17 protein-coding genes, 1 tRNA gene and 3 pseudogenes are annotated in these 24,549 nt (G+C 68.1%); 14 read left to right on the forward strand and 7 right to left on the reverse strand.

The genetic code is table 11. The annotated features are described in order from the left end of the window. The first annotated feature begins 164 nt into the window (after positions 1-164). The 6 genes from FRZ03_RS27860 (at position 165) to FRZ03_RS27885 (ending at position 6,505) form a co-directional block, all read left to right on the forward strand. On the forward strand, positions 165-824 hold the full coding sequence (locus FRZ03_RS27860; protein ID WP_146467368.1) for a TetR/AcrR family transcriptional regulator: 660 nt from the start codon (positions 165-167) through the stop codon (positions 822-824). A gap of 121 nt (positions 825-945) precedes the next feature. Then, positions 946-2,481, forward strand: a complete 1,536-nt coding sequence (locus FRZ03_RS27865; RefSeq protein WP_186785593.1) for an MFS transporter — start codon at positions 946-948, stop codon at positions 2,479-2,481. Between the two features lie 187 nt (positions 2,482-2,668). Then, positions 2,669-3,667 (forward strand): IS481 family transposase, encoded by a 999-nt coding sequence (locus FRZ03_RS27870; RefSeq protein ID WP_146467888.1) that lies wholly within the window; start codon positions 2,669-2,671, stop codon positions 3,665-3,667. Between the two features lie 57 nt (positions 3,668-3,724). Then, entirely contained in the window at positions 3,725-4,621 is an 897-nt protein-coding gene (locus tag FRZ03_RS27875) for an IS982 family transposase (RefSeq protein ID WP_146467180.1), read from the forward strand. Between the two features lie 79 nt (positions 4,622-4,700). Then, entirely contained in the window at positions 4,701-5,792 is a 1,092-nt protein-coding gene (locus FRZ03_RS27880) for an IS630 family transposase (RefSeq protein WP_146467889.1), read from the forward strand. 326 nt (positions 5,793-6,118) lie between these two features. Continuing rightward, entirely contained in the window at positions 6,119-6,505 is a 387-nt protein-coding gene (locus FRZ03_RS27885) for a hypothetical protein (RefSeq protein WP_146467890.1), read from the forward strand. Positions 6,506-6,947: 442 nt separating this feature from the next. Here the strand turns inward: FRZ03_RS27885 and FRZ03_RS27890 are convergent. Beyond that, a pseudogene (locus FRZ03_RS27890) lies at positions 6,948-7,130 on the reverse strand (helix-turn-helix domain-containing protein); the annotation flags it as partial. Between the two features lie 133 nt (positions 7,131-7,263). Between FRZ03_RS27890 and FRZ03_RS27895 the strand changes: the two are divergent. Continuing rightward, positions 7,264-7,338, forward strand: a tRNA-Trp gene (locus tag FRZ03_RS27895). A 110-nt stretch (positions 7,339-7,448) separates the two neighbouring features. Here FRZ03_RS27895 and FRZ03_RS27900 read toward each other — a convergent pair. From FRZ03_RS27900 to FRZ03_RS27910, 3 genes are all read right to left on the reverse strand, one after another. Continuing rightward, a complete protein-coding gene (locus FRZ03_RS27900) occupies positions 7,449-7,799 on the reverse strand; it encodes a hypothetical protein (protein WP_146467891.1) in 351 nt (116 codons plus the stop codon). A gap of 378 nt (positions 7,800-8,177) precedes the next feature. Next, complete coding sequence (locus tag FRZ03_RS40600) at positions 8,178-8,672, reverse strand: hypothetical protein (protein ID WP_261399369.1); 495 nt, start codon at positions 8,670-8,672, stop codon at positions 8,178-8,180. Positions 8,673-8,933: 261 nt separating this feature from the next. After that, a complete protein-coding gene (locus tag FRZ03_RS27910) occupies positions 8,934-12,698 on the reverse strand; it encodes an nSTAND1 domain-containing NTPase (RefSeq protein ID WP_186785643.1) in 3,765 nt (1,254 codons plus the stop codon). 398 nt (positions 12,699-13,096) lie between these two features. Here FRZ03_RS27910 and FRZ03_RS39375 point away from each other — a divergent pair, with 398 nt between their 5' ends. From FRZ03_RS39375 to FRZ03_RS27920, 3 genes are all read left to right on the forward strand, one after another. Continuing rightward, positions 13,097-13,243 (forward strand): hypothetical protein, encoded by a 147-nt coding sequence (locus FRZ03_RS39375; RefSeq protein ID WP_186785644.1) that lies wholly within the window; start codon positions 13,097-13,099, stop codon positions 13,241-13,243. Between the two features lie 8 nt (positions 13,244-13,251). After that, the gene (locus FRZ03_RS27915) at positions 13,252-14,253 is read left to right on the forward strand and encodes a peptidoglycan-binding protein (RefSeq protein ID WP_186785645.1); all 1,002 of its coding nucleotides are present in this window, start codon (positions 13,252-13,254) and stop codon (positions 14,251-14,253) included. A 459-nt stretch (positions 14,254-14,712) separates the two neighbouring features. Further along, entirely contained in the window at positions 14,713-14,934 is a 222-nt protein-coding gene (locus FRZ03_RS27920; protein ID WP_146467894.1) for a hypothetical protein, read from the forward strand. Positions 14,935-15,320: 386 nt separating this feature from the next. Here FRZ03_RS27920 and FRZ03_RS27925 read toward each other — a convergent pair whose 3' ends face one another. Both FRZ03_RS27925 and FRZ03_RS27930 read right to left on the reverse strand, forming a co-directional pair. Next, positions 15,321-15,575 carry a hypothetical protein gene (locus FRZ03_RS27925; RefSeq protein ID WP_146467895.1) on the reverse strand — a complete coding sequence of 85 codons (255 nt, stop codon included), beginning with the start codon at positions 15,573-15,575 and terminating at the stop codon, positions 15,321-15,323. Between the two features lie 14 nt (positions 15,576-15,589). Continuing rightward, a complete protein-coding gene (locus tag FRZ03_RS27930) occupies positions 15,590-16,138 on the reverse strand; it encodes a GNAT family N-acetyltransferase (RefSeq protein ID WP_146467896.1) in 549 nt (182 codons plus the stop codon). Between the two features lie 311 nt (positions 16,139-16,449). Here FRZ03_RS27930 and FRZ03_RS27935 point away from each other — a divergent pair, with 311 nt between their 5' ends. The 4 genes and pseudogenes from FRZ03_RS27935 (at position 16,450) to FRZ03_RS39380 (ending at position 17,976) form a co-directional block, all read left to right on the forward strand. Beyond that, a complete protein-coding gene (locus FRZ03_RS27935; RefSeq protein WP_146467897.1) occupies positions 16,450-16,926 on the forward strand; it encodes a hypothetical protein in 477 nt (158 codons plus the stop codon). Between the two features lie 15 nt (positions 16,927-16,941). Then, a pseudogene (locus FRZ03_RS27940) lies at positions 16,942-17,193 on the forward strand (telomere-associated protein Tap); the annotation flags it as partial. 13 nt (positions 17,194-17,206) lie between these two features. After that, positions 17,207-17,766: pseudogene (tpg, locus tag FRZ03_RS27945) on the forward strand (telomere-protecting terminal protein Tpg). A gap of 51 nt (positions 17,767-17,817) precedes the next feature. Continuing rightward, positions 17,818-17,976 (forward strand): hypothetical protein, encoded by a 159-nt coding sequence (locus tag FRZ03_RS39380; RefSeq protein WP_186785646.1) that lies wholly within the window; start codon positions 17,818-17,820, stop codon positions 17,974-17,976. Positions 17,977-18,337: 361 nt separating this feature from the next. Here the strand turns inward: FRZ03_RS39380 and FRZ03_RS40605 are convergent, their stop codons facing one another. Continuing rightward, complete coding sequence (locus FRZ03_RS40605) at positions 18,338-24,265, reverse strand: LamG-like jellyroll fold domain-containing protein (protein ID WP_146467899.1); 5,928 nt, start codon at positions 24,263-24,265, stop codon at positions 18,338-18,340. Positions 24,266-24,549: the final 284 nt, after the last annotated feature.

A 24,549-nucleotide genomic window follows, 5' to 3' on the forward strand; every position in this document is an offset into this window, starting at 1 on the left:
GAATCCCCGGGGAGAGGCGAGCGTGTCCCAGGTCACACCCGTTCTTTCCGGGGGCGGGAAATAAGTGGGGACCCTTTCCCCGTTTGGAAGTGTGTCCGCCTGAAACGGGGAGTCGTTCCCCGGATCGGACGGCCCGAAGAACTTCGACATCCGAGGAGTACTCCGTGACGACCGCGACCCGTCCCGCGCCGCGCAAGGTGAGCCGGCCCCGCGCCGACGCCCTGCGCAACCGCGAGCGGATCGTCACCGCCGCCCAGCAGATGTTCGTCGAGCACGGCCCCGATGTTCCGCTGGACGAGATCGCCCGCCGGGCCGGCGTCGGCAACGCCACGCTGTACCGCAACTTCCCCGACCGCGACGCCCTGGTCCGCGAGGTCGTCTGCTCCGTGATGGACCGCACGGCCGAGGCGGCCGAGCGCGCCCTGGCGGAGACCGGGGACGCCTTCACCGCGCTGGAGCACTTCGTGCACACCGCCGCCGACGAGCGGATCAGTGCCCTGTGCCCGATGGTCTCCGGCACCTTCGACCAGCACCACCCCGACCTGGAGGCCTCCCGCGAGCGTGTCGAAAGCCTCGTGGAGGAGGTCATGGGCCGGGCGGTGACGGCCGGTCAGCTCCGGCCCGACGTGGGCGCCTTCGATCTGCTGGTCGCCGTCGCCCAGCTGAGCCGGCCCCCGGCCGGCACGGACTGTCTGCGCGGGGACCGGTTCGTCCACCGCCATCTCCAGATCTTCCTCGACGGCCTGCGGGCCCCCGCCCGCTCCGCCCTGCCGGGCAGCGCCGTCACCGTCGAGGAGCTGCGTCAGTCCTGTCCGACCGCGTAGCTCCGCGCGACCCGACTTCCATCACTGTCCCGACACCTTCTGTTCTCTGTCGATTTCTCAGCATTTTTCCGTCACGACGTCCCGAGTCCCGCAGTCTCGAAGTCCCGAAGTGGGTACCCCCATGTCCGAAGCCGTCAAGGCTCCCGGCCTCACCGCGCGCAGCGGTGACGCCAACCGCTGGAAGGCGCTCGTCTTCATCGCGCTCGCCCAGCTGATGGTCGTCCTCGACTCCACCATCGTGAACATCGCCCTGCCGTCGGCCCAGAAGGACCTCGGCATATCCGACGGCAACCGGCAGTGGGTCGTCACGGCCTACGCCCTCGCCTTCGGCGGCCTGCTGCTCTTCGGCGGCCGGATCGCCGACAAGTGGGGCCGCCGGCGAGCCTTCCTCACCGGTCTGGTCGGTTTCGCGCTCGCCTCCGCGCTCGGCGGCCTCGCCACCTCCGGCCCGATGATGTTCGGCGCCCGCGCCCTCCAGGGCGTCTTCGGCGCGCTGCTCGCCCCGGCCGCGCTGTCCCTGCTGGCCGTGATGTTCACGGACGCCCGGGAACGCGCCAAGGCGTTCGGCATCTACGGCGCCATCGCGGGCGGCGGCGGTGCCGTCGGCCTGATCCTCGGCGGTTTCCTCACCGAGTACCTGGACTGGCGCTGGACGTTCTTCGTCAACGTGCCGTTCGCCATCGTCGCCGCGCTCGGCGCCACCCTCGTCATCCGGGAGCCGGAGGGCGGCCGCAACCGCTCGCCGCTCGACATCCCCGGCGTGGTGCTGTCCACCCTCGGCCTGGTCGCGCTGGTCTACGGCTTCACGCGCGCCGAGTCCGACGGCTGGGGCGACGCCGTGACCGTGTCCATGTTCGTGGCGTCCGTGGTGCTGCTGCTGGCGTTCGTGCTGGTCGAGTCGCGGGTCAAGGCCCCGCTGCTGCCGCTGCGCGTGGTCCGCGACCGCAACCGCGGCGGCATCTACCTCTCCCTCGGCCTCGCCATCATCGGCATGTTCGGCCTGTTCCTCTTCCTGACCTACTACCTCCAGATCGTGAAGGGCTACACGCCGGTCAAGACGGGCTTCGCGTTCCTGCCGATGGTGGCCGGCATGATCACCGGCTCCACCCAGATCGGCACCCGGCTGATGACCCGGGTCCGGGCCCGGCTGCTGATGGGCCCCGGCTTCCTGGTCGCCGGCCTCGGCATGCTGCTGCTGACCCAGCTGGAGATCGGCTCCTCGTACGTCACCCTGCTGCTGCCCGCGATGGTGCTGCTCGGTCTCGGCATGGGCACGGCCTTCATGCCGGCCATGTCCCTGGCCACCCAGGGCGTCGAGCCCCGGGACGCCGGTGTCGCCTCCGCGATGGTCAACACCTCGCAGCAGGTGGGCGGCGCCATCGGCACCGCCCTGCTGAACACCATCGCCGCGTCCGCGAAGACGTCGTACTTCAAGGACCACGTCGGCGGTGCCGTCACCAAGCCGCAGCAGCAGCTGCTCGGGCTCCAGAGCATGGTGCACGGCTACACCTCGGCGATCGCCTTCGCCGTCGGCATCCTCGGGATCGCCGCGCTGATCGCCTTCACCTTCGTCAACGCCGGCCGTCCGGGCTCCGTCACGGTGGCCTCCGGCACGGGCGCCGAGGACGAGGTGCCGGTGCCGGTGGTGGCCCACTGAACACGGCGGCGGGTCAGGGCCTCGAAAGACCCTAGATCCCTGACCCGCCCGGAGGGCAGGCGCTAGCTGTTCTGTCCGGGGAGGTTGTGGACAGGTGAGCCAGGTCTCGGCTGAGAGATCTTGAACGGGTGAGGGCCTTCCGGGTTTGGTGTGGATTGCGACGTCTACACCAACCAGAAAGGCCCTCGTGGTCCACCGTAATGCACCCCTGACCGAGACCGGCCGCCTGCGTCTGGCGCGATGCGTGGTCGAGGACGGCTGGCCGCTTCGGCGGGCCGGCGAACGCTTCCAGGTCTCGCCCACCACGGCCCAGCGGTGGGCCGACCGTTACCGCCGGCTCGGCGAGGCGGGCATGGCCGACCGCCCGAGCCGGCCCCACCACAGCCCTGGCCGCACTCCGACCCGCACCGAGCGACGGGTCATCAAGGTCCGCCTGGCGCGCAGGTGGGGGCCGGCCCGCATCGCGCACTTTCTGCACCTGGTGCCTTCGACCGTGCACCGTGTCCTGACCCGCTACGGCCTGGCCCGCCTGACCCATCTCGACCGGGCCACGGGCCACGTCGTGCGCCGCTACGAACGCGAGCGGCCCGGCGAACTGGTGCATGTGGACATCAAGAAGCTGGGCAACATCCCCGACGGCGGCGGGCACAAGGTCCACGGCAGGGCCCAGGGCGGCCGCAACAGCTCCGCGCACCGCGACCCCGCCCGGCCCCGCACCGCCGGCGGCCGTCCCAACCTCGGCTACAGCTACCTGCACACCGCCGTCGACGACCACTCCCGCCTGGCCTACAGCGAGATCCATGCGGACGAGAAGAAGGAGACCGCCACCGGCTTCTGGCAGCGGGCCCACGCCTTCTTCACCCATGCCGGGATCACCGTCGAACGGGTGCTGACCGACAACGGCTCCTGCTACCGCTCACACGACTGGCGCGATGCCCTGGCAGCAGCCGGGATCGTCCACAAGCGAACCCGGCCCTACCGACCCCAGACGAACGGCAAGGTCGAACGCTTCAACCGCACCCTGCTGGACGAGTGGGCCTACGCCCGCCCCTACCGGTCAGAAACCGAGCGCCGCGAAGCGTTCCCGCAGTGGCTGCACACATACAATCACCACCGCGGACACACCGCACTGAAAGGGCAACCACCCGCCAGCCGCGTCCCCAACCTCACGGGTCAGTACAGCTAGACGAGTAGTTCCGAATGCGGGGTTCACGGACGTGGGGAGGGTGCCCAACATCGGGTTGTGACGACCGAGTTAGACACCCTCTTGACCGCACTGTACGTGCACATCGACGACCGTCTGAAGACCCCGCGCCGACGCGGCCGGCCGCCTCGGCTGACCGACGCCGAACTGGTCACCCTGGCCGTGGCCCAGGCCATGCTGGGCTTCCACTGCGAGGCCCGCTGGCTGCGCTTCGCCCACGCCCACCTGCACGCGATGTTCCCCTACCTGCCCCAGCGGCCGGCGTACAACAAGCGCCTGCGGGCCGCCCTGGGGCTGGTCAAACAGGTGATCCGGTCCCTGGCTGCGGACACCGACCTGTGGCTGGACCCGGTGTGGATCGTGGACTCCACCCCCGTGGAGTGCGCCCGCTCGCGGGAGACCGTCAAACGTTCCGACCTGGCCGGCTGGGCGGGCTACGGCTACTGCCGCTCTCACTCCCGCTTCTACTGGGGCCTGAAGCTGCACCTGGTGTGCACCCCAGCCGGCCTGCCCGTCACCTGGGCCCTCGCTGACCCGAAGATCGACGAACGGCAGGTGCTGGCCGCCCTGATCGACAACGAGCCGCACCTGGCCACCGACCGGGCCGGCCTGCTCATCCTGGCCGACAAGGGCTACATCGCCGCCGAACTGGACCGCTTTCTCGCCGCCCGCGGCATCAGCCTGCTGCGGCCCTCCTACCGCAACCGCGGCACTCCACGCCCGGGAGAGGGCCTGCTCAAGACCGTGCGCCAGCTGATCGAGTCGGTCAACGACACCCTCAAGGGCCAGCTCGACCTCGAACAGCACGGCGGCCGCACCATCGAAGGCGTCGGCGTCCGCGTGGCCCAACGGATCCTGGCGATGACCTGCGCAATTTGGCACAACCGCACCATCGGCGCACCCATCACCAGGTCACTGATCGCCTACGACCACTGAGCCACATCGGAACTACTCGTCTAGTGTCCTGAGTCGGGAATTCGCTGCGTAAGTCATCGCGGTTCGGCATGATGGCCGGGTGGCGAGGACGGGACGGCCGAAGGCCGAGCTGGTGCTGACCGATGACGAGCGTGAGACGTTGAACCGCTGGGCCAGGCGTCGGACTTCTTCGCAGGCCCTGGCCCTGCGGTGCCGGATCGTGCTGGAGTGCGCAACCGGCGCTTCGAACAGAGACGTCGCCGCCCTGCTCGGTGTCGAGGAGCACACGGTGAGCAGGTGGCGGGCCCGCTTTGTGCGGGACCGGCTTGAGGGCCTGACCGACGAGCCACGCCCGGGTGGTCCCCGGAAGATCACCGACGCCCAGGTGGAAGAAGTGGTCGTCAAGACGCTGGAGACCACGCCGAAGGACGCCACGCACTGGTCGACGCGGTCGATGGCCAAGGAAGTGGGACTCTCCCAGTCGGCCATCACACGTATCTGGCGGACCTTCGGCCTCAAACCGCACCTGGTGGACACCTTCAAGCTATCGAAGGACCCGCAGTTCATCGAGAAGGTCCGCGATGTGGTCGGCCTGTATCTCGCCCCGCCCGAGCATGCGCTGGTGCTGTGCGTGGACGAGAAGACGCAGATCCAGGCGCTGGACCGGTCGGCTCCGGTGCTGCCGATGATGCCGGGCATGCCCGAGCGCCGTACTCACGACTACGTGCGCGGCGGCGTCACCACGCTGTTCGCCGCGCTGAACACCGCTACCGGCGAGGTGATCGGCCAGATCCACCGCCGGCACCGTGCCGTGGAGTTCAAGAAGTTCCTCGTCCGCATCGACAGGGAGGTACCCGCCGGCCTGGACGTGCATCTCATCTGCGACAACGCCTCAACGCACAAGACCCCGGCCATCCAGCGATGGCTGACCGCACACCCCCGCTTCCATGTGCACTTCACACCGACCAGTTCCTCCTGGCTGAACCAGGTCGAGCGGTGGTTCGCGCTGCTGACGGACAAACAAATACGGCGAGGTGTCCACAGGAACGTCCAGTCCCTGGAGAGGGACATCCGCAACTGGATCAAGACCTGGAACGAAGAGCCGAAACCCTTCGTCTGGACGAAGACCGCGGACGAGATCCTTGAACGCCTCGCAAGATATCTGAAGCGAATTCCCGACTCAGGACACTAGCCGCCCGCTTCCCCCGTGGACGCGGCGCGAGGCCGGACAAGGTACGCACCGTCGTGGCAGGAGCGCAATCCGAAGACGTCTCCTTCGGCCAACGCAGCTACGCCGTGTCCGGCGACCTGCAGCGAGTCCATTGTTCAGGGTGGCATAACCGGCTGCCCATTCAATTCCGGAACCGCTGAACTCGGTGATGCGCCGCCCCGCTGCGGCGCCAGTGCGGGGAAGCCGCCGTCGCCCTTGCGTGGGTTGGGCGACGGTGCCCCGCACCGGAAGGACCGCCGAGCCAGGTTGTCGTGCTCGGTGTCCAGACACCTACAAAGGAGGACCACGTGAAGGCACGCAGGATGACCATGCGGCGTGGCGCGGCTGCCGCCGCCATGGGCATCGCGATTCTCGGCGGGATAACCGTCGCCGCGCCCGCCCATGCCGGCACCACGGCCCAGGAAACCTCTCCGGCAGCTGCCGAGACGGCCCGGGCCGCTGCCAGCCCCCCGTGCAAGATCTACCACCATGGCGTTGTCCGTCTGGGCGTGCACACCTACTGCTCCAACCAGCCCTCTTGGCGCAGGCACCGTGCGCGTGCCACCTGCATCAACCACAGCAACCCTCTGATCAAGTACACACGGTGGGGCCCTTGGCGCAAGCCGGGCCAGAAGTCCTCGATGAGCTGCAACTTCGAAGACGGCTACGAGTACGCCTGGGTGGACCTGCGATAGCAGGCGGGCACGGGGCACCACATAAGTTCGTGGGGCCGATCCAGTGCCACTCGGCCATCCCACAGGCCCCGGTGATCTCGGTGCACAGCGGCAGCAGTGTGGTCGCTGTGCACCGGGTGCAGCCGCGAACTGCGCGGGAGGCCCCGTCGGCGGCGAAGCCGTGCTCACCGCTGGCGGCGATCTCCGACGAAGAATGTGAACCGCCGGAGGACGGGGCGCTTCAGGGGCGCGTCGGTACTCACGTGACCAGTCCTAGAAAGCGGGTGGGGGATGCCCCGGTGAGCGCGGCGCGGTATGCGGCGGCAAGCTCCAAGGGCCTGGAGATGTTGAGGATCTCTGAATTCTCAATGAGTCCCTACACCGCCCGGCTCCCCCACCCCACGCCCTTCCGCCGCGGACGCCAACACCCTCCACGGTGTCGTCCGACGCCTGATCGATCAGCAGTGGCGGCCAGGCCCAGGATCGGGCCGATGCGGGCCGGGCCGAGCTTGCGGTCCTGCCGCAGCAGGCGGCAGATGCGGTCTTCGACCGCTGCTGCCGTGCGGTGCGGCGTCCTGTGGGGTAGGCCGGAACGGTCGTGCAGGCCGGCTTCGCCCTCTGCCCGCCAGCGGCTCAGCCACTTGTGGCCGTGACCCTCGACAGGAGGCCGTCCGGGTCAGGGCGCTGGCTCGGGCGCTCACGGGCACCGGAGTGGCCCGGGTGCCGCCCGATATCCGGTGGCGGAGGGATCCAGCGCCGAGCCAGGCTCCAGCCACCGAAGGGGCGTAGCTCAGCTCGGCCAGAGCAGCGGACTCCACACTCGCACGCCGCAGGTTCGAATCCTGCCGCCCCTGCGCAGCAGAAGTGCCAGGTCCCCGTGGGACCCGGCCGCTCACTCATCGCCGCGATGGCGGCCTGCTCGTCGTACTCGCGCAGCATCCACGCAAGCAGGGATGAGGTCAGATCATTGCCTCCCGGCGGCTGCTGCGACCGATGGAGAGTCGTACAGGTCGTACGTCTCGATTCCCAAATCGCCATCGAGGTGCAGCCGATGGCCGTTCTGCTGCAGGGTGCCATGCACGGGGATCGCGTCGCCCAGCTGCCCTCCCGGCACATCGATCTCGTTGCCGCGCTGAGTCCCCTGGAAGGACTTCGTTTCGCCCATTGGCGTCCAAGGCCCCTTGCCGCTCGCCTGTTCCTGGATCGCGTACGTCCCGTCGATGGGTCCGTTGTCATCCTGGGACGTCCAGCTGAGAACCTCACGCATGTGCAGGTCGGGGTCCTCAGGGTCATAGCCGTAAAAAGTGTGCTTCACGAGCTTGTGGGTCGGCTGTGCCGACTGTGCTGGCTGTGACGAGTGGCTGTCGTTGCAGCCAGGAAGAACCGCCAAGGTCACGGCAACGCCAACAGCAACTAACGCGGACCGGGAGCCCATGCGCATTCTCTTCCTTGTGTGAGATGACAGTGACTCCTTCATGCCCATATTCAGATCAGTCTTCCCTCAGGAGTGTGACCGAGATAGGGGGTCAGCCGGAATGCGGCAGAAACGTGCCGTTCACTGATGAGTCCGCTGGTCAAAGGTCGCGGCGAGGCGCCGTAGAACCGCCCGGTGCTGCTTCTCCGACGCCAGCGCCGCCCGGAAGGCGGCGGCGTCCCAGTACCGGTCGATCATCCGCTGGTACAGGCGGCACAGCTACCCGTTCTCTCCCGCGCCCGGTCCACCACGGACGGCCACGCGCCCGCTCACGCGCCATACCGGTACTTGTACTTGTACCCCTTCGTCAGGGCCGGCGGCGGAATCAGCTGCGGCCCCGGCCCGGCTCTTGGCCGTGCTGCGGCTCCGGCGGTGCGGCGGCCTGGAGGCGGGCGGCTTCGACGGCGGCTTCTCCAGCAGGAGCACCGGCACCCCGGCCGCCGGCGCCCGCACCACCAGGTCCGCCCGCTGCACGAAGCTGGAGCCGAGCCGGTGCCCGATCTCGGTCTGAAAACCGAGCCGGTGGCCGATCCCGGCGCGGTGGAGTTCGGCGGCCGTCGAGGTGACCGCCGCGGCGTGGTCGTCGTAACCGGCGCCGAGCAGCTGTCCCGTGTCCGGGTCGTACTCCTGCTTGCGCAGCGCCGAGACCCGTGCGTCCTTCGGCTCCGGCAGCTGCTTCGCCTCGCCGTGTCCGCGCCGGTTCAGCCCCCACACCTGCCGCTGGTCCTCCTACACCGACTCGATCCTCACCAGCTGGTGGTCCTGAAGATCCAGGAGGGTGTCCCGCGTGAGCTTGTCGTGCCGGTTGCCAGGGCGGGTCAGCTTCCACAACTGATCAGGCGTAGCCCGCTGGAAGAACCCCAGCGCTTGCAGCAGCTCCCGACGTCGAGGCCCGGTCGAAGTCCTCCGGTGCTTGGGACGCCTCGCTACATCAACATGAGGGTTGCCGGACCTGCGACTCCCCCCTGTCGATGCTCAGCAACTGCGCCGGTAGGCGACGCTGTCGACGTAGGACGCCCACTCCGCTCGAGACAGTCCGGCTCCCATGCGCCCGCACAGGTTGGCGACCGTTCGGCTGGGCGCCAACTCGTAGGCCAGCAAGGGCACGTGCTCACCTGCTACATGCAAGGTCCGGTCGCCTGCGGAGAAGGCAAGAGCCATGATGCTCCCAGAGTCGGTGTGCAAGGTTCCCCCGACAGGTTTACGGGAGGGCACGTCCCATAGCCTGACAGTGCCGTCCTCCGCGCCTACAGCCAGGATCGTGCCGTTATGCGAGAAGACGAGCGCGGACACCCCTGCTGTCGCTCTATCTCCGTTTGCGTCAGCGGGTTCGGTTGGATCGGGGACGGCGGTGAGGTCACCCAGGCGGTGGGCCGCGGTTCCGTCCCACAGCGTGACTCCACCCGCCTCGTCACCGGCTGCGAGGTGGCCGCCGACCGTATCCTGGGCCACGACGGTGGTTTGATTCGACGTGAGTGTGTGGCTGGTGCGCTTTCTGGACGGCAAACGAACTATGTCGCCTTCGGAGGTGGCCAGTAGACGGCCATCGGGAGTGAGAGACAGGGTTCCGGCGACATCTGGAAGCCTGGCGGTCCTGGTTCTGCGATGTAGGTCCCACAGCTCCGTGTGATCGTACGACAGGGAGGCGAGAACTGTGCTGCCGTCGGGGCTTATTGCGAGGCCGTCGACTGTGTCCGCGTCCTCGTCGGTGCCGGGGAGGCGAAGTACTCGGTGCCGGGTCATGTCGCGGCTGTCCAGGACAGCCAGTGTCGTAGCCACGTTCGTGTCTCCGCCGCCGCCCGAATACGCAAAGGTTTGGTTGTCCGGTCCGAAGGCCAGGACATCCCCGCAGATTGCCTCGCTGTCGTTGTCCTGGGGGAAGACGGCGTCCACGGCGCAGGGAGCAGTCGGCAGGGGAACGGCCGTACTGTGGCCCGTGGGTACGTCCCTCAGTGTCAGGCGGTGCGTACCGCCGGTCTGTCGTGCTGTGGCCAGCCGGGTGCCGTCAGGGCTGAACGCAGCGGCCGTTGCGGAGTCGGCGTGCCAGCCGCTGTCGTCGGCGTGGCCCAGGGACATCGACCAGACCGTGGTGTCGAAGGAACCGCTGGTGTAGCGAATGACTCCGTCGGTCCGGTCGAACCGCACCATACTCGGTGACGACTGGTGCGGCAGCGTCGAGGCCAGCACTGGAGCTGCAGGGTGATCCGCCCGCCACAGCAGGACATCGCGGTCATCGGTAGTGGCGAAGAGTTGGCCGTCGGTGCTGAAGTCGATCTCCTGCACCCCCTTGTGGGCGAAGGTGCCTGTGGCCCGGCCGGTGGTTACGTTCCACATGGTCAGTCCGTCACCAGTGGTGAGTACCAGGGCATGGCCGTCCGGCGTGAAGGCGGTGGCTGCGGGACACCCAGAGGCCGAGGATGTCTTCTCCCATGGTCCGGGTAGCCGCCGGCGCCGACCGGCTACCTGCCACACTTGTACTCCGCCGTCCGGGCGGCAAACCGCCACCAAGCGGTCGTCACGGCTGATCGCGAGGATGCTGTGGGAGTTGACCTGAATGAAGGTGTGTATGTCGCTGGTCCCCTGGATGGTTTCCGCGAGATCCGCGTCGCCGGACCATGAGGCGCGCGTACAGGTCTCGAAGAGCACCGTCCGTCGGTGTAGGTCCCACAGTTGAGCCGCGTGGAGCGGGTGATCGAATTCCTGTGAGCCGTTCTTCTCGCATGCCGTCCCGGCGGTCACCAGCAACGTCCTGCCGCTCGCGCTGAAGGCGACCTCTTCTGCCGGTCCAGGTGGGCGCAGCATCGGGCTGTCTGGTAGTCCCGTTTTTGTGCTGTACAGCTGGATTCCTGATGTGGTCGATATCGCCAGCCTCTTTCCGTCCGGCGAAAGGGCGAACGCCGGGTTGTCCTGGGCAGGGACTGTGAAGCGGCTCAGCCGGTGGTGGGTGCGCACATCCCAGCGTTCGACCTGCCCGTCCCGCAGCGTCACCAGTATGTGCCCGTCTTTGGTGAGACCGGCCAGTGCCAGGGTGGAGTCGGGAACGTGGAAGGCGTCCTGCGGAAGTTGGGCTGCGGCTGCCAGCAATGCCGAGCGGGTCTCCGGGAGATCGGCGATCTTCCAAGCGGTCACGCTGAGTTTCATCGCCGTGGCCGGGTCGGACAACCGCAACGTGTCGGCCACGGCGGCAAGGCGCCGGGCTTCGGTGCGTACCCGTTCGGCTTCTGCCGCCCTGCTCTGCTGCCAGCCGAGCAGCCCGGCCAGCACGGCCAGGACGGCCAGGACCGAGACGGAGACCAGCAGCCGGCGCAGCCGCCGGGCCGAACGGAGCGTGGCACGCTGCTCACGTTCGCGGGTTTCCAGCCCGGCGTCCAGAAAGGATTTCTCCAAGCCGGTGAAGTCGGCTCGGCCGCCAGGCTGGGCGAAGGCTTCCTCCGCAGCGGCCAGTCGCGTGCCCCGGTAGAGCGCTCCTGGGTCACGGCCCAGATCGTTCCATGCCTGTGCATCTTCGGTCAGACGGCGGTGCAGGCGGAGCCTGGACCGTTCGCTGTCGATCCAGGCGTGTAATCGCGGCCAGGCCGTGATGAGCGCTTCATGGGCGAGGTCGACGGTGTCGTCGTCCAAGGTCAGCAGGCGTGCGTGGGTCAGCCTGTCGAGAACTGTGGCAATCTCCGCCGCATCGGCGAAGTCCAGTTCCTTGCGCTGAACGGGGCGGCGGGTGTCCGGCGTCCCGTCACCGGGTGTGACCAGGCGGAGCAGTACAGACCGGGTGAGCTCGGCCTGGGCAGGGCTCATGCTGTCGTAGACGCCCTCGGCCGTCCGGACGATCGCGCCCTGCAGGCCGCCGGCTGCCTCGTACGCTGTCTCTGTGAGCGCGCGGCCCTTACGGCGATGCCAGGTCTCGAGGAGGGCGTGAGACATCAGCGGCAGAGCGCCGGGTTCCCCATCGACTTCGTCGAGAATCCGGGCGGTCAGAGAGCGCTCCACGATCAGCCCACAGGCCTGGGCAGGCTTGATTACTGCCTCACGCAGCTCGCCGCGGCTCATGGGGCCCACCAGGACGCTGCTGTCCTGCAGCATGGCGGTCAGTGCGGAGTGTTCGGCGCAGCGGCCCAGGAAATCGGCGCGGACAGCGATGACGACACGCAGCCGGCTGGCAGGATCTGCGGCGGCAAGCAGGCGGTCGAGGAACTGATCGCGTTCCACCGGGTCATGGCAAAGGGTGTAGAGCTCTTCGAACTGATCGACGATCAGCCACGTCTCCCCGGCGCCTTCCTTGGGTGTCAGACGCTGCGCATGGGTGCTCAGGGGGTGCTCGCCGGGAGTGAGGACCCGCAGCGCGGCTGGCCGCGGCCCGGCCCCGTCGAGGGCGCGGAGGCGGGGTCTGAGACCGGCGCGTAGTAGGGAGGACTTGCCGCTGCCCGAGGGGCCGAACACCGCGGTGAACCGGCGGGCAGTGGCGAGTTCGAGCAGGCGGTCGGTGAGCTGGTCACGACCGAAGAACAAGTCGGTGTCGCCGGGTTCGAATCGGGCCAGTCCCCGGTAGGGGGGTTCGGCGTCCTCGTCCTCGGCTCGGGGTTCGGCCGCTGCTTCAGCGGCCGCCTGCCGCCAGCGCTGCTCCCACTCTGCCGGGTCGCCACCGCAGGCGCGGACGTAGGCCAGCGTCACGGGCAGGGTCGGCAGCCGCTCTCCTGCAGCTGCCTGCGACAGGGTGCTTGCCCCCTGCCCGGTGCGCTGGGCCATCGCCCGGTAGGTCGGGCTGCCCGCCTCCGCCCGCAGTTTGCGTAACTCGGCCGCGAGCCCTGCCACCGGCCCCGCACTGGGATCGAGTGGCCTCTCAGGGCGTCCTGCCATCGACGGTCCCCTCCGTCCGGCCGCTTCCCCCGGTGGCCGCGGCGCGATCACCGGGACGCTACGCATGCCCGGGGGAAAGAGCAACCGACAACGCGTGCCCGTGACAGAGAAGCAAGCCGGAGGCGTATCTCTTCCCCCACGCTTGCCCTGCCGTCTCCCTGACCTGCGCCGCAATCAATGTTCACGGTGGCGAAAGCGGCTTATTAATCAATTCCCGGACCCCTGAACTGGGTGATGCAAGGCGGTCATGACGACCGCACCATCACGTCACACCAGGAGGAACTCTCATGAGCGAGAGCGAGCAGACCCCGCCGTACCCGCAGGGCGGCGCCGGCGTCTTCGACGTCGACCCCGACCAGGCCGGCGTCAGCCAGGACCCCGGCCACGAGGTCACCTCCGACCTCGACGCCCTCCCCGACGACATGGAGCTCTGAGACCTGCCATGGGAACCGCACAGGCAATGATCGCCGCTGCACGCAAGCTGCTCGGCACCACCGAGCACCCGCCCGGCTCCAACCACAACGCCGTCACCGCCTGGTACGGCTTCTCCGGCCCGTGGTGCGACATGTCCATCAGCTACGAGGCCGCCCACTCCGGCAACCTCACCGCCGTGATGGGCAAGTACGCGCTGACCACGGCCCACGCCCGCGCCTTCCAGGCCCACGGGCGCTGGCACTACGGCCTGGGCGGCATCCGCCCCGGCGACGTCGTCTTCTTCGACTTCTCCGGCGGCCGCTCCATCGGCGGCATCGACCACGTCGGCCTGGTCGAAGCGGTCCACTCCAACGGGACCATCACCACCCTGGAAGGCAACACCTCCGACGCCTTCCGCCGCCGGGTCCGCGGCCGGGCATGTGTGGTCGGCTACGGACGGCCCGCCTACGACGGCGCCGCCCCGATGCCGCCCCAGGACGGCATCCTGCGCAAGGGCTCCACCGGCAACGCCGTGAAAACCCTGCAGAAGAACCTCAACACCGTCCAGAAGGCCGGTCTCACCGTCGACGGGCAGTTCGGCACCGCGACCGACAAGGCGCTGCGTACCTTCCAGACCCAGCACAAACTGACCGTCGACGGTGAGTACGGTCCGCACACCGCCGCCGTCATGAAGGCCGCCCTCGCCGGGAAGTCAGGCGTCATCAAGCCCAAGGCCCTCGTCACCGTCCCCGCACAGCTGGTGGTCGACGGCCAGTTCGGGCCCGCCACCTGCGCCGCCCTCCAGCGCACCCTCAACACCAGGAACAACGCGGGCCTGGACGTCGACGGCGCCTTCGGCCCCCTGACCGTCAAGGCCCTCCAGACCTACCTCAAGGTCACCGCCGACGGCATCACCGGACCCGACACCGTCACCGCCCTCAACAAGCACCTCGGCCTCACCCCCCAGGACACCTGGGACACCAACACCACCACCCAACTCCAGAAGACCCTCAACGCAGGCACCTTCTGACCGGCCCAGGCCGGGCCTCAGATCGGCCCGCCCCAAAACCCGGCTCCGAAGCCGCACCAGCCCCCTCAGCTGAGGCTTCGGCCAACCGGGCCTGGATCTACTGAGCTACCGGGTCGGGCGTCCCACGGGGGTGGGCGCCCGACCACCCAACCAATTCACCCGATGAGCGGTGGTCGTCCCACAGCGACAGACAGACTGCCGCTTCCTGCGGCATAACCGACGCCGCCGCTGTCTCCAGTGCGTGGCTGTCGGGTCATGAACCAGCAGAAGCAGATTGGAACCACTATGCGCGCATCTGTACGTGCGGCCCTGCTCACCGCGGCGGTTGCCGTTGGCGTCGCCGCCGGACCGCTCAATCCCCCCATACCCGCCGGAGCGGCCACACCCGTTCCGGTCGCCGCAAGGGCAGGGGTCCAGACGACCGTGGACGGTGGCAGCAACCTGCGTAGCGGCCCGCACTTGAAGAGCCGTTTCGTCGGCACGACCAAGGCCAAGAGCAGCTTCTCCATCGACTGCTACAGCCGGGGCGACTACTACAACGACGGCAAGCACCGCACGAACGTCTGGTACTACGGCATCATCATCGACACACGCGGCCACCACGCCTACTACGGCGTCTACTCCTGGGGCGGCAACGTCAACACGCCACACGACCCTCCGGCCGGACTCCCGCACTGCTGAAGACCGCCGCGTGGCCAGGACGCTCAGCTCCTCCTGGCCACGCGGAGCACCCGGCACCAGAGGAAGAACACCGGGCGATCATCTCCAAGCACTCCGCGAACAGGACGGCGTGGCTCTGTTCGCGTCGCAGAGCAGCGTTTGTCGAGCAGTTCGGGAGGAGGTGGCTGCCCTGGATGTTCCCGACTTCGGGCAGCACCTCGGTGACGACGCGCAGCATGCCGTCTGCTGCTCGTCCGGGGCCCGGGACAAAAGCGCTGGCTGCGGGCGCAGGCGGCAGCCGTCGTCGCGCCGTGCCCGGGTGCCGGCGGGTGCCTCCCGTTCTCATCGACATCGAGGTCCGGCCGCGGCAAGTTCCTCCCGCAGCTCTGAACAACTGCTGTCGTGAGTCATCGATAAAGCCACAGCGCCGATACGTCCTCCTGCTCAGGCGTGCGGTCCCGCATGACGTACAAGTGCCGGCTGAGCGCTGTGGTGAACTGCCCGGCATTCCAGTGCAGTTGTGTGTAGCAGTTCCGGCGTAGCTCACGATTCTCGCGCACTTCCTGGATGGCGTGGGCCGGGTCGACCGCCTCGAGGAGGCCACCTCTCGGCGAAGGCCCTGATTCACGCTCGCCCGGCTTCATCGCGATGAGTGCGGACACTGGCGAACACGACCTCAGCCGGACAACGCGACCGGGGCCCACATGCCGAACCACTGCTCAGCGCCCCAATCCTCATACCGTTGCACCTCGGTGAACCCCAGCTTCGCCGCGAGGCGCAGCGAGCGTTCGTTGGCGGTCTGGGCGGTGAGTACCACTGGCTCGCCGGGCAGTGCTCCGGCGCACCAGTCGAGTGCCGCCGCGCACGCCTCCGCGGCGTACCCGTGTCCCCAGGCCTGCGGCAGGAACATGTAGCCGAGCTCGACCTCCGAGGTCCCGGGGCGGACGTGGACCGGATGCTGCGGGTCGCGCCGTTCGAGTGTGACGATCCCGATCATCTCCCCGTTGAGATCGGCCACGAAGAGGCCGGGGCGCCGCTTGGGGGTTTCGGGCAGCGCGCGCTCGAATTCGTCGCGCTGTCGGGGTCCGCCGATGTAGGTGCCCACCTCGGGCGAGGTGAACAGTTCGATGATCGCCGCGCGGTCGCGGGCCTCAGGCTCGCGGAGCACGAGTCTGTCGGTCTTGATCGGGGCGGGTGGCCAGGCGACGGGTCCTAATTCAGGCATGCAGGCCAGCTAATCAGCAGGCTCGGTAGTGATCAAGGTGCGCGGACCGCTCAACCCGCCTGTCCGGACCCGTCCTTCTTCCCCTTCAACGAGCCACCGCGCTGGTTTCCCATGCGCGTTCGAGGACGGGGCCTGACGTCATCACTCGTAAGCATCTACGAACCCGCCGACCAGCCACCGCCTACCGAGCCGATGGACAAACGCTGCTGCGTGAGAGAACGAAGCCAGCCACCTTCTGCTGGCGCCGTGTGCGGTACGCCGTTCGTTCGCGCTACCGTCCTCATGACTCGCAGGAGACCAGGGGGTGTGGGGTGCTCGATCAGGTACTGACCGCACTGGCCGCTTCCGGCGGCACGGCAGTCGTGACAGCCGCGGGGACGGACGCGTGGACCGGGCTACGGGGCGCGGTGGCCCGCTGGTTCGGCCAGGGCGATGTACAGCGTGAGCGGGCGGAGCTGGAGCGCCTGGAGCAGACCGCGGTCGTCCTGCGGGATGCTGAGCCGGCCGAGGCTGATCGGGTCCGGATTCGTCAGGAGGCATCCTGGCAGACGCGTATCGAAGCGGTCCTGGAAAGCCTCGCCGCAGATGAGCGCGAGCACGCCGCCGAGCAGCTGCGCACCCTGCTCGCCCAGCACGCCCCGCAGGGCGGCGCGGTCACCGGACCAGGCGGTCTGGCCGTGGCCGGCAACGCCGACATCCACGCCGAGAACGGGTCGATCGCCGCCGGAGTGATCCATGGAGGGGCGCGTATCGACAACCCTTCGATGCCGGATCCGTCCCAGGGCTGAACGCACCGGCCACCGGTCCTCTCGGACTGCGCATACGCCGCCGACGGCCCCAGCCCACTGGCCGTCCTGCCCTACGCCGCCGACGGCAAGACCGTGCCGGGCTCGTTCCGGCTCGGCGTCTCCCCGGGGATGGTCAAGCACGAGGGCACCCAGAGCATGCTGTGGGGCGCCAACGTACTCGAGCAGCTCGCCGGCGACGGCCATGCCGCCAACCTCGCCCGCTACATCAAAACCGGCGAGCACGCCGCCAAGGACACCGGAGAATAAGGGGAATCGCGGCATGGTCACGATCGGGGAAGGACTCGACAAGGCGGTGCAGGGGGGCGTTCACCCGCCCCCCTGCCCAAGTCCGCCGGGGCACAGATGCGCTACCTGGTCCGCCAGCACCAGCGCAGTACCCGGCGGGTGGCCGAACTCCTCGGCGCCAGCCAGCGCACCGTCGAACGCTACGTGAAAAACCAGATCAAAACCCCCCGCCCACAGCTCGCCGACCGCCTCGAACGCGAAGTCCGCGCCCGCTGGCAGCCACAGATCCGCGCCCGGGCGAAGCAGACGGCAGCCACCACCGGCGGCATCATGATCGACATCCAGGCCCGCTTCGGCTACACCGCCGCCCCCGGCAGCACCGACGACGCCCGCATCCGCCACCTCACCCTCGCCCTGCCCCCACAACACGCCGCCCGCCTCTTCCAAGCCCAGCAGGCCGGCGCCGACGAGGACGACCTCCGCCATATCGCCGCCGAATCCCTGGGCGAGGTCTACTTCCGCGACAACGGCCACCGCGCACACAGCCTCAAAGTCGAACTCACCGACCTGACCGACCTCGAGTTCGAACTGTAGACGGTCAGAAGCGCCGAGACAGAAGACCAGGAACAGATGCCGGGGAGAGCTATGGCAACAGGGGCGTTACGGACCGTGCCGCTGGCCGGGCAGCCGACCACGTCACTGATCAACCGGGCCGCGGCCCGCTACGGCCTGCCTGCCGCCAGCATGCTGCGGCTGTGGACATGCCGCAACTCCCCCACCCGCAACGACGGCGGCAGCGTGTGAGCCGATGCGGAGATCCTGCTCAACGAAACCGGGCGAGGTGTGCTCGCCGAGCTGTGCGGGGTCGAACCGGCCGTGCCGGCGCGTGCTCTGCCCGCGTTCACCGTGGAGCGGCAAGTGTGTGTCCGGCACGGGCGGTGGCTACTGGACGCGGACGCCGACCAGCCGCCCGTGCATCCTCCGCTCCGTGTTCCGCGAGACGACGGACTATATGCAGACCCTGCTACCGCGCTGAACAACCAGGTGAGCTCGAATGCAGCGCTGACGGTGGCGGCTACGGCTTGTGGGACCGGTCGGCGGCCTCCAACGAGTGGTCCCCGCCGCTGCGGGAAGAGCGGCGGGGACCATCGCTGCGGTGCTGGGTTCAGCGGAGTTCGCTGACCTCGGTCGCCGACAGCGTCCGCGGGTAGACGTGGACGTCGGCCACGGAGCCGGGGAACGCCAGGTACGGGGTCGTGGCGGAGGCGCTGTTGACGCAGCCGCCGATGGTCAGGGGCATGGAGGAGTCGTACTGCGGGCTGAGGTTGGTGGCGGTCCCCACCAGGGTGCCGTTCTGGTAAAGGGCCATGTTTCCGGTGTTGGTACTACCGGCGACCGGTGCCCGGAAGGTGGCGACCAGATGGGTCCAGGTCCCGACCGGGGCGCTGTTGTTGTCTCCTTCGGCGGTCGGGAAATCGGCGTTCTCGTCGTTGGTGGTCGTGGTCTGGAACATCCAGGCGGCACTGGGTTTGTCGTAGGAGAGATAGAAGGACTGGTGTTGCGTGGTGCCCTGGCAGACGGCGGTGGTGCCGAGGGCGGAGTTGATCTTGACCCAGGCGGAGACGGTGTAGTCGCCGAGTGCGTCGACCGCGCTCTGCTTGCTCTTGAGGAAGCCGGTGCTGCCATCGAAGGCGGTGCTGCCGGACAGCCCGCTCGGCGCGTCGGTACTGAAGCTGACGCTGCCGGTCGGGGTGAGCGCGTTGAGGGACGCGGTGTCAGTGCCGTCCGCGGAGAGCTTCCACTCGTCCTCGGGCATGCCCTTGTTCCACCCGGACGGCACGATCACGCTGCCCGCGCTCGCATCGCTCGCTGCCATGGCGTACGGATAGACGTGGACATCCGAGACGGAGCCGGGGAAGGCGTTGTACGGCGAGGTCGCGTCAGGAGTGTTGACGCAGCCGCCGATGGTCAGGGGCATGGAGGAGTCGTACTGCGGGGTGGGGTTGACGGCGGTGCCCATCAGGGTGCCGTTCTGGTAGATCGACATCACGCCGGTGGTGTCGTCGCCGTCGACGGGGGCCGTGTAGGTGACCAGGAGATGTGTCCAGGTACCCAGGGCCCCCGTGCCGGCGTCTCCTTCCGCGGTGGGGAAGTCGGAACTGTCGTCGTTCGTGGTCGTGGTCTGGAACATCCAGCCCTGGTTGTCCCTGTCGTAGCCGACATAGAAAGCCTGGTGCTGGCTGGTTCCCTCGCAGATGGCAGTGGCCGGTCCGGCGGCCGAGTCGAGCTTCACCCAGCCGGAGACGGTGTAGTCGGCGAGGGTGTTGACGGCTGTGTGGTCGCTCTCGAGGAACCCGGTGCTGCCGTCGAACGAGGTGGCGGCGGTGGGGGCGTTTGCCGCGTCCGGCCCGGCCGTATTGAAGGTCGCTCCGCCGACGGCGGTCAACGGGTTGTCCCCGCGTGCGTCGGTACCGTCTGCGGAAAGTTCCCACTCGTTGTCGGGGGTGTCGCTACCGGTGGCGAGCGGGGTGATCATGTTCGGTGCGATGGCGACGACGTCGGTGTTCGTGTCGGTCAGGTAAAGGTTTGCGAGGTCGGTGTAGTACGCGTCGGAGGGATTGCCGCCGGAGAGATCGGCCGCCTTCACGGTCGGCGAGGTGTCATTGCCGTCGGTGGAGACTGCCGCCGCGAAGTCGAGGACCTGTGCAGGGTAGTTGTCGAGCAGGAAGCCGTTGACCTGTTCGCGGGCGGCTTCCTGGGTGGCGGTGCCCGGGTGGGCGGCGGTGAACGGCGGGATGGTGGCGAGGTAGACGGTGAGGTTGGAGTTCTGCGTGACCGGCTGCCCGTTGTTGAAGGTCTGTCCGTCGTCGGTGCAGTAAGAACTCAGTTCGCTGTTGAGCGCGGTGAGTCCCTTTTCGACGTTCGTAGCGCAGGTATCGGCAACGCTCGTGCAGTTGAGCAGGTCGGTAGTGCCGGTGGACACGAGAACGGTGCGTACGTTGCCCTGAGCCAGCACGTTGCGGTCCAGTGGGTTGAGGGCGTTGACAGGGAAGTCACTGTTCGTGTCCTGCGGCAACAGGTTATTGCTCAGGCTGGCACTGTTCGTACCGGCGTTGAGGATGCCGTAGTCGACGGAGTTGTCCCCATTGGTGTCCTGGACGATGGCGTCGGTGATGGCGTCGCTCAGGTGGTGTCGGCCGTCGGCGCTGCCGGTGTCGGCGTTGACGCTCTGGTCGCCGTAGAGGACCAGGGAACCGGTGGGGGCTGTGGTGGGTGTGGTGACGTCAATACCGGCCAGGTACGGCAGCCCGGTGTACGTCGTCTGCGTGAAGTTGCCGGCTGCGGTGTCACCGGTTCGGTTGGTTGTGTCGCTGCTGGCCCACACGGGTGTCTGGGCCATGGCGTGGCCGGGCATGGCGGACACCGAGCCGTGCACCTGCACGCTGACCAGCAAGGTCGCCTGCTGTGGAACGGTCAGCGTCACCGGGTCGCTGGTGACGTCGCAACCTGCCGGGATGGTGACGGAGGCTTTGCTTCCGAAGGTCAGCGGGGTCGGTGGCGCGGCAGCCGTAGCGTTGTCGGTGGTGGTGTCCTGCGGGGCGATGGAGGCTGCGTCGAAGGTCACCGGGGTGGAGCCCAGGGCGTTGGACAGGTGAACTCGGACCTCGTTGGCGTCATTGGTCCCGCTATTGGTCCCGATGCTGACGTGTGCCGGGAAGCGTAGCGTCTTCCCGTTGACGTTCGCGGTGCTGCCGTCGGATTGCTGCACCTTGGCGGTGTCCTGAACTGAGGAGAAGGTACCCACCCAGTGCTGGACGGTCGACCCGCTGCCGGTGACACTCGTGGGGCGCAGGCCAAGTCCCAGGATGTGCAGGGAGGGCTGGCCGGCCTGAACGCCGTTCGTGAACAGGGGCAGGGAGATGCTGCTGATGACGGAGCCGGGGCATTGGAGCGGGACGCTGACGGCGTAGATTTTCGGACCGGAGCTCGGGCTGGTCTGGGTGTTGTCCTTGTGGTTCTCGTGGACCAGGGTCACTGAGGCCGCTGCGGTGGGTCCGCTGAGCCAGTCGGGGACGGTGTCAAGCTGGTACGACTGGTCGGCGGTGTTGCCGTTCGTTTCCAAGCAGTTGTTCTTGGCGTAGGTGATGGTGCCGCTGGCTCCCTTGGCCGCACCGCCGGTGGCGAAGGCGAGGAAGACCACCGCGTCGCCAGTGTTCGCGACGCCGCTGTCCGGGAGGGTGACGGTCTGGCCGGAGGCGAGCATGTTGTCGTAGGTGCCGGTGCCGAAGCTCGGCAGTGTGAAGGCGGCACCGTCCACGGTGACCGTTTTGCCGCTCTGCCAGCCGGACGTGTTGGTCAGATCGGCGGAGTTGATGCTGTTGCCGGATCCGTCGGCGTCGGCAGTGCTGGTCGTGGTGGTGAACGTGCTGGTGGCGGTGTTGTTCAGGCAGCTGCTGGTGGTGTTGATCGCGCACGTCAGCGCCGGCCCCAGCCGTAGCACGTCGATGCCGGCCTGGAACCCGGATGAGCTGGGGTTCTTGCCGGTCAGGGTGAGGGTCAGCGTGTGGACGCCCTGCTTGAGGGTGAGCAGCTGACCGCCGGAATCCTTCGGTATGCCGAGGTTGAGGAACTGGGTGGTGACGTAGGAGTTGTAGGCGTCGTAGCCGCTGATCAGCGTCGACTGCGTGGGCTTGCCCGCGTCCAGGACCAGCCGGTAGATGCCGTAGTCCTTTGCCTTGGTCAGGTTGGCCCCGAAGCTCCAGGGGCCGTCCTTGGGGATGTCGAAGCTGAGGGTGACGCTGTCACCGGAGACGACCTTGGAGGTACTGCTCTTGTTGCCGAGAAACGCCTGGTAGCCGTCGGCGAACTCGTAACCACTGCCGGCAGCCTGGCTGACCAGCTGACCATTCTTGGTGGTGGCCGTCGCCGCCGGCACGGCAGTAGTCGTGCTGTCCGTGTTGGTTGCCGTCCAGCCGGTGATCATCTTGTCGCCGTAGGCGTACGTCGGCGTGCTGGTACCGGCGTAGAAGGCGTAGGACGTCTGGGTGAGAGACGTCGAGCCGGCTTGGTCGACGGCCTTGGCGTACAGCGTGTGCGGGCCCGTTTTCCCAGGTGCGAAGGAGGGCGAGGCGCTGCCGTTGATGACCGCGGTGCCGGTGCCCGAGGCGTTGTCGGAGCTGACGTAGTACGGCACGCCGGGCGTGATTTTCGTACTCGTGGTCCATTTGGTGACACCGGTGCTGTTGTAGACGGTGTTGCCGAGCGTGCCGTCCAGGGAGAAGAGGTAGCCGGTGATGTTGTTGGTGTGGTTGTTGCTGAGGGTGAAGGTGGCCTTGTCGCCGTAGGCGGCACCGATCTGTTTGGCCGGGAACTGACTTGACGTCACGGTCGGTGCTGGTGGTGCGGAGGTGTCGACGGTGAAGTTCTGGGTCTTTGTCCAGGTGCCGGAGCCGGTCCCGGCCCAGTAGCCGGCCGCGTTCTGTGCGGTGGCCTTCCAGGTGTAGGTGCCGTCCGGCAGGTTCGGTGTGGTCCAGTCGCTGCCGTTGGTGTTGTACCGGGGGCGCTTTTTCGAATCGGTGCTCGGGCCGAAACCCTGATGTATCAGCGTGCCGGAGGAGTTGTAGACGTTGTACTCCATGCGGACCAGTTCGCTGCCGCCGGCCAGGTCAGGATCGACCGCGCGCGCGGACAGCGTCGGAGTGTGCGTGGTGGTCATCGTCTTGCCCATGCTCACCGCGGATGGCTTGAGCGCGGGAGTGCCGTTCAGCTTGGGCCGGTAACTGTAGGTGACCGACATGGTGGCGCCGCCGCCGTAGGCAAGCTGCTTCCACTGAGTGGCGTCGTTCATGTCGGGGGACTGGACCATCAGCGTCATGCTCTTCCAGCCGCCGGCCGCCGCGCTCTGCGCACGCGAGGTCACGTCGAACTCGAGCGATGGCGGGCTGACCCAGGAATTGGCCCCATCGGTTACCGGGCAGGTGCCGGCCTCATGGCTCTTCGGGTTCGAACCCAGCGCGCCGGTGCGTCCTCCGGGCTCGTGGCCCCAGTACAGCGAGGAGGAACTCCACCCGGCGGGGCGGTCGGTGCCGTACACGGCAGCCGGGGTGTCGGAGCAGGAGGCGGCAGAGAGCTGCTTCACATACAGCGAGGCGTGTGTGACCACGGCGCCTTTGATGCCGCTGGTGTTCATCTGGTAGTACGTCCGAGCCCGTTCGCCGTTGCCGGGGTAGGAGTTGTCCCATCCCTCGCGGGCGTTGGTGGAACCCGAGGTGGACGTCGAGTTGTAGACGTTCCACCCGTTGTCCGAGATCCGAGCCCAGTCCAGCTGGGACGGCCTGCCGCTCCACTCGGGGTCGATGTAGACCGGATAGGTGGTGCTTTTGGCGGAGAGCAGGTTCTGGTCCACCCCCAGCAGCTGCTTGCCGGACTTGAGGCTCACCCGGACCTGAGCGCGGTGCTTGCCCACCTTGGCCGCTGTTCGGTGCTCGGCTCGGGCCGATGTCACGGTCGTGGTGCGCGCCAGGGGTGCGGTACTGGTTTTCTGGACGGCGCTGTCCCACATCAGCGCGGTGTCGCTGTGGAACACCGTCCTGCCGGTGTGCCTGTCCGTGGCCTGCATGCCGCCGTCGCGCGTCGCAGCCAGCTTGATACCGGTCGTCGCTGTAGCAAGCTCCAGGTGTCTCAGGCGTGGATCTGCCGCCGCCTTGGCGGATTTGACCACGAGAACCGAGGAGTACCCGGAGGCGTCCGCGGTCAGCTGGAGGTCGACCTGGGGCAGCACCTCGGGGTACGTGGCGGTGTCACCGGACACCACCGGTGTGGGTAGGGCGCCTGGCCAGGAGAAGCCCAGCTTGTCCTCGCCGCTGCGCATCATGACCAGCGCACCGGAACCGCCGCCGGAGAACGCCACGTTCGTGACGGCGGCCTTGGGGGCCCAGGTTCCGTCGGGCTGCCGCACCAGCGTGGTGTCGATCGGCACCCACTTCCCGTCCTGGAGAGTGCGCTGCGGCATGGAGGAGTCGGTGCGGGTGAAGGTGCCATCCGGGTTGGCCACCACCACCGTTCCCGTGTCGGTGAGTTGATCGATGGTCACCGGCTGGCCTGTGGCCTTCGCCCGTGCAGAGGCGGACTCGGTGGCGTTGAGGCTGCTACCGGGGGACGGCGTGTCGGACAAGTCCGCGTGCAATGACCGGGGGGAGGCGGCCGGTGCCGCTTGGGCTGCCACTGCCGAGGTCAGTGACCCGGCGGCAAGGGCCGCGACCACGGTGACGGCAACGGGTCTGGACGCGAACCGTTTGGATGCCCGTAGGGCTGAGCGAAAGGCTGACATTGAGGTTGGGGTCCTTCGCGGGACTCAGGCGGCCCCCCCTTGGGTCC

Source organism: Streptomyces misionensis (assembly GCF_007896895.1).
Classification (GTDB): Bacteria; Actinomycetota; Actinomycetes; order Streptomycetales; family Streptomycetaceae; genus Streptomyces; species Streptomyces misionensis_A.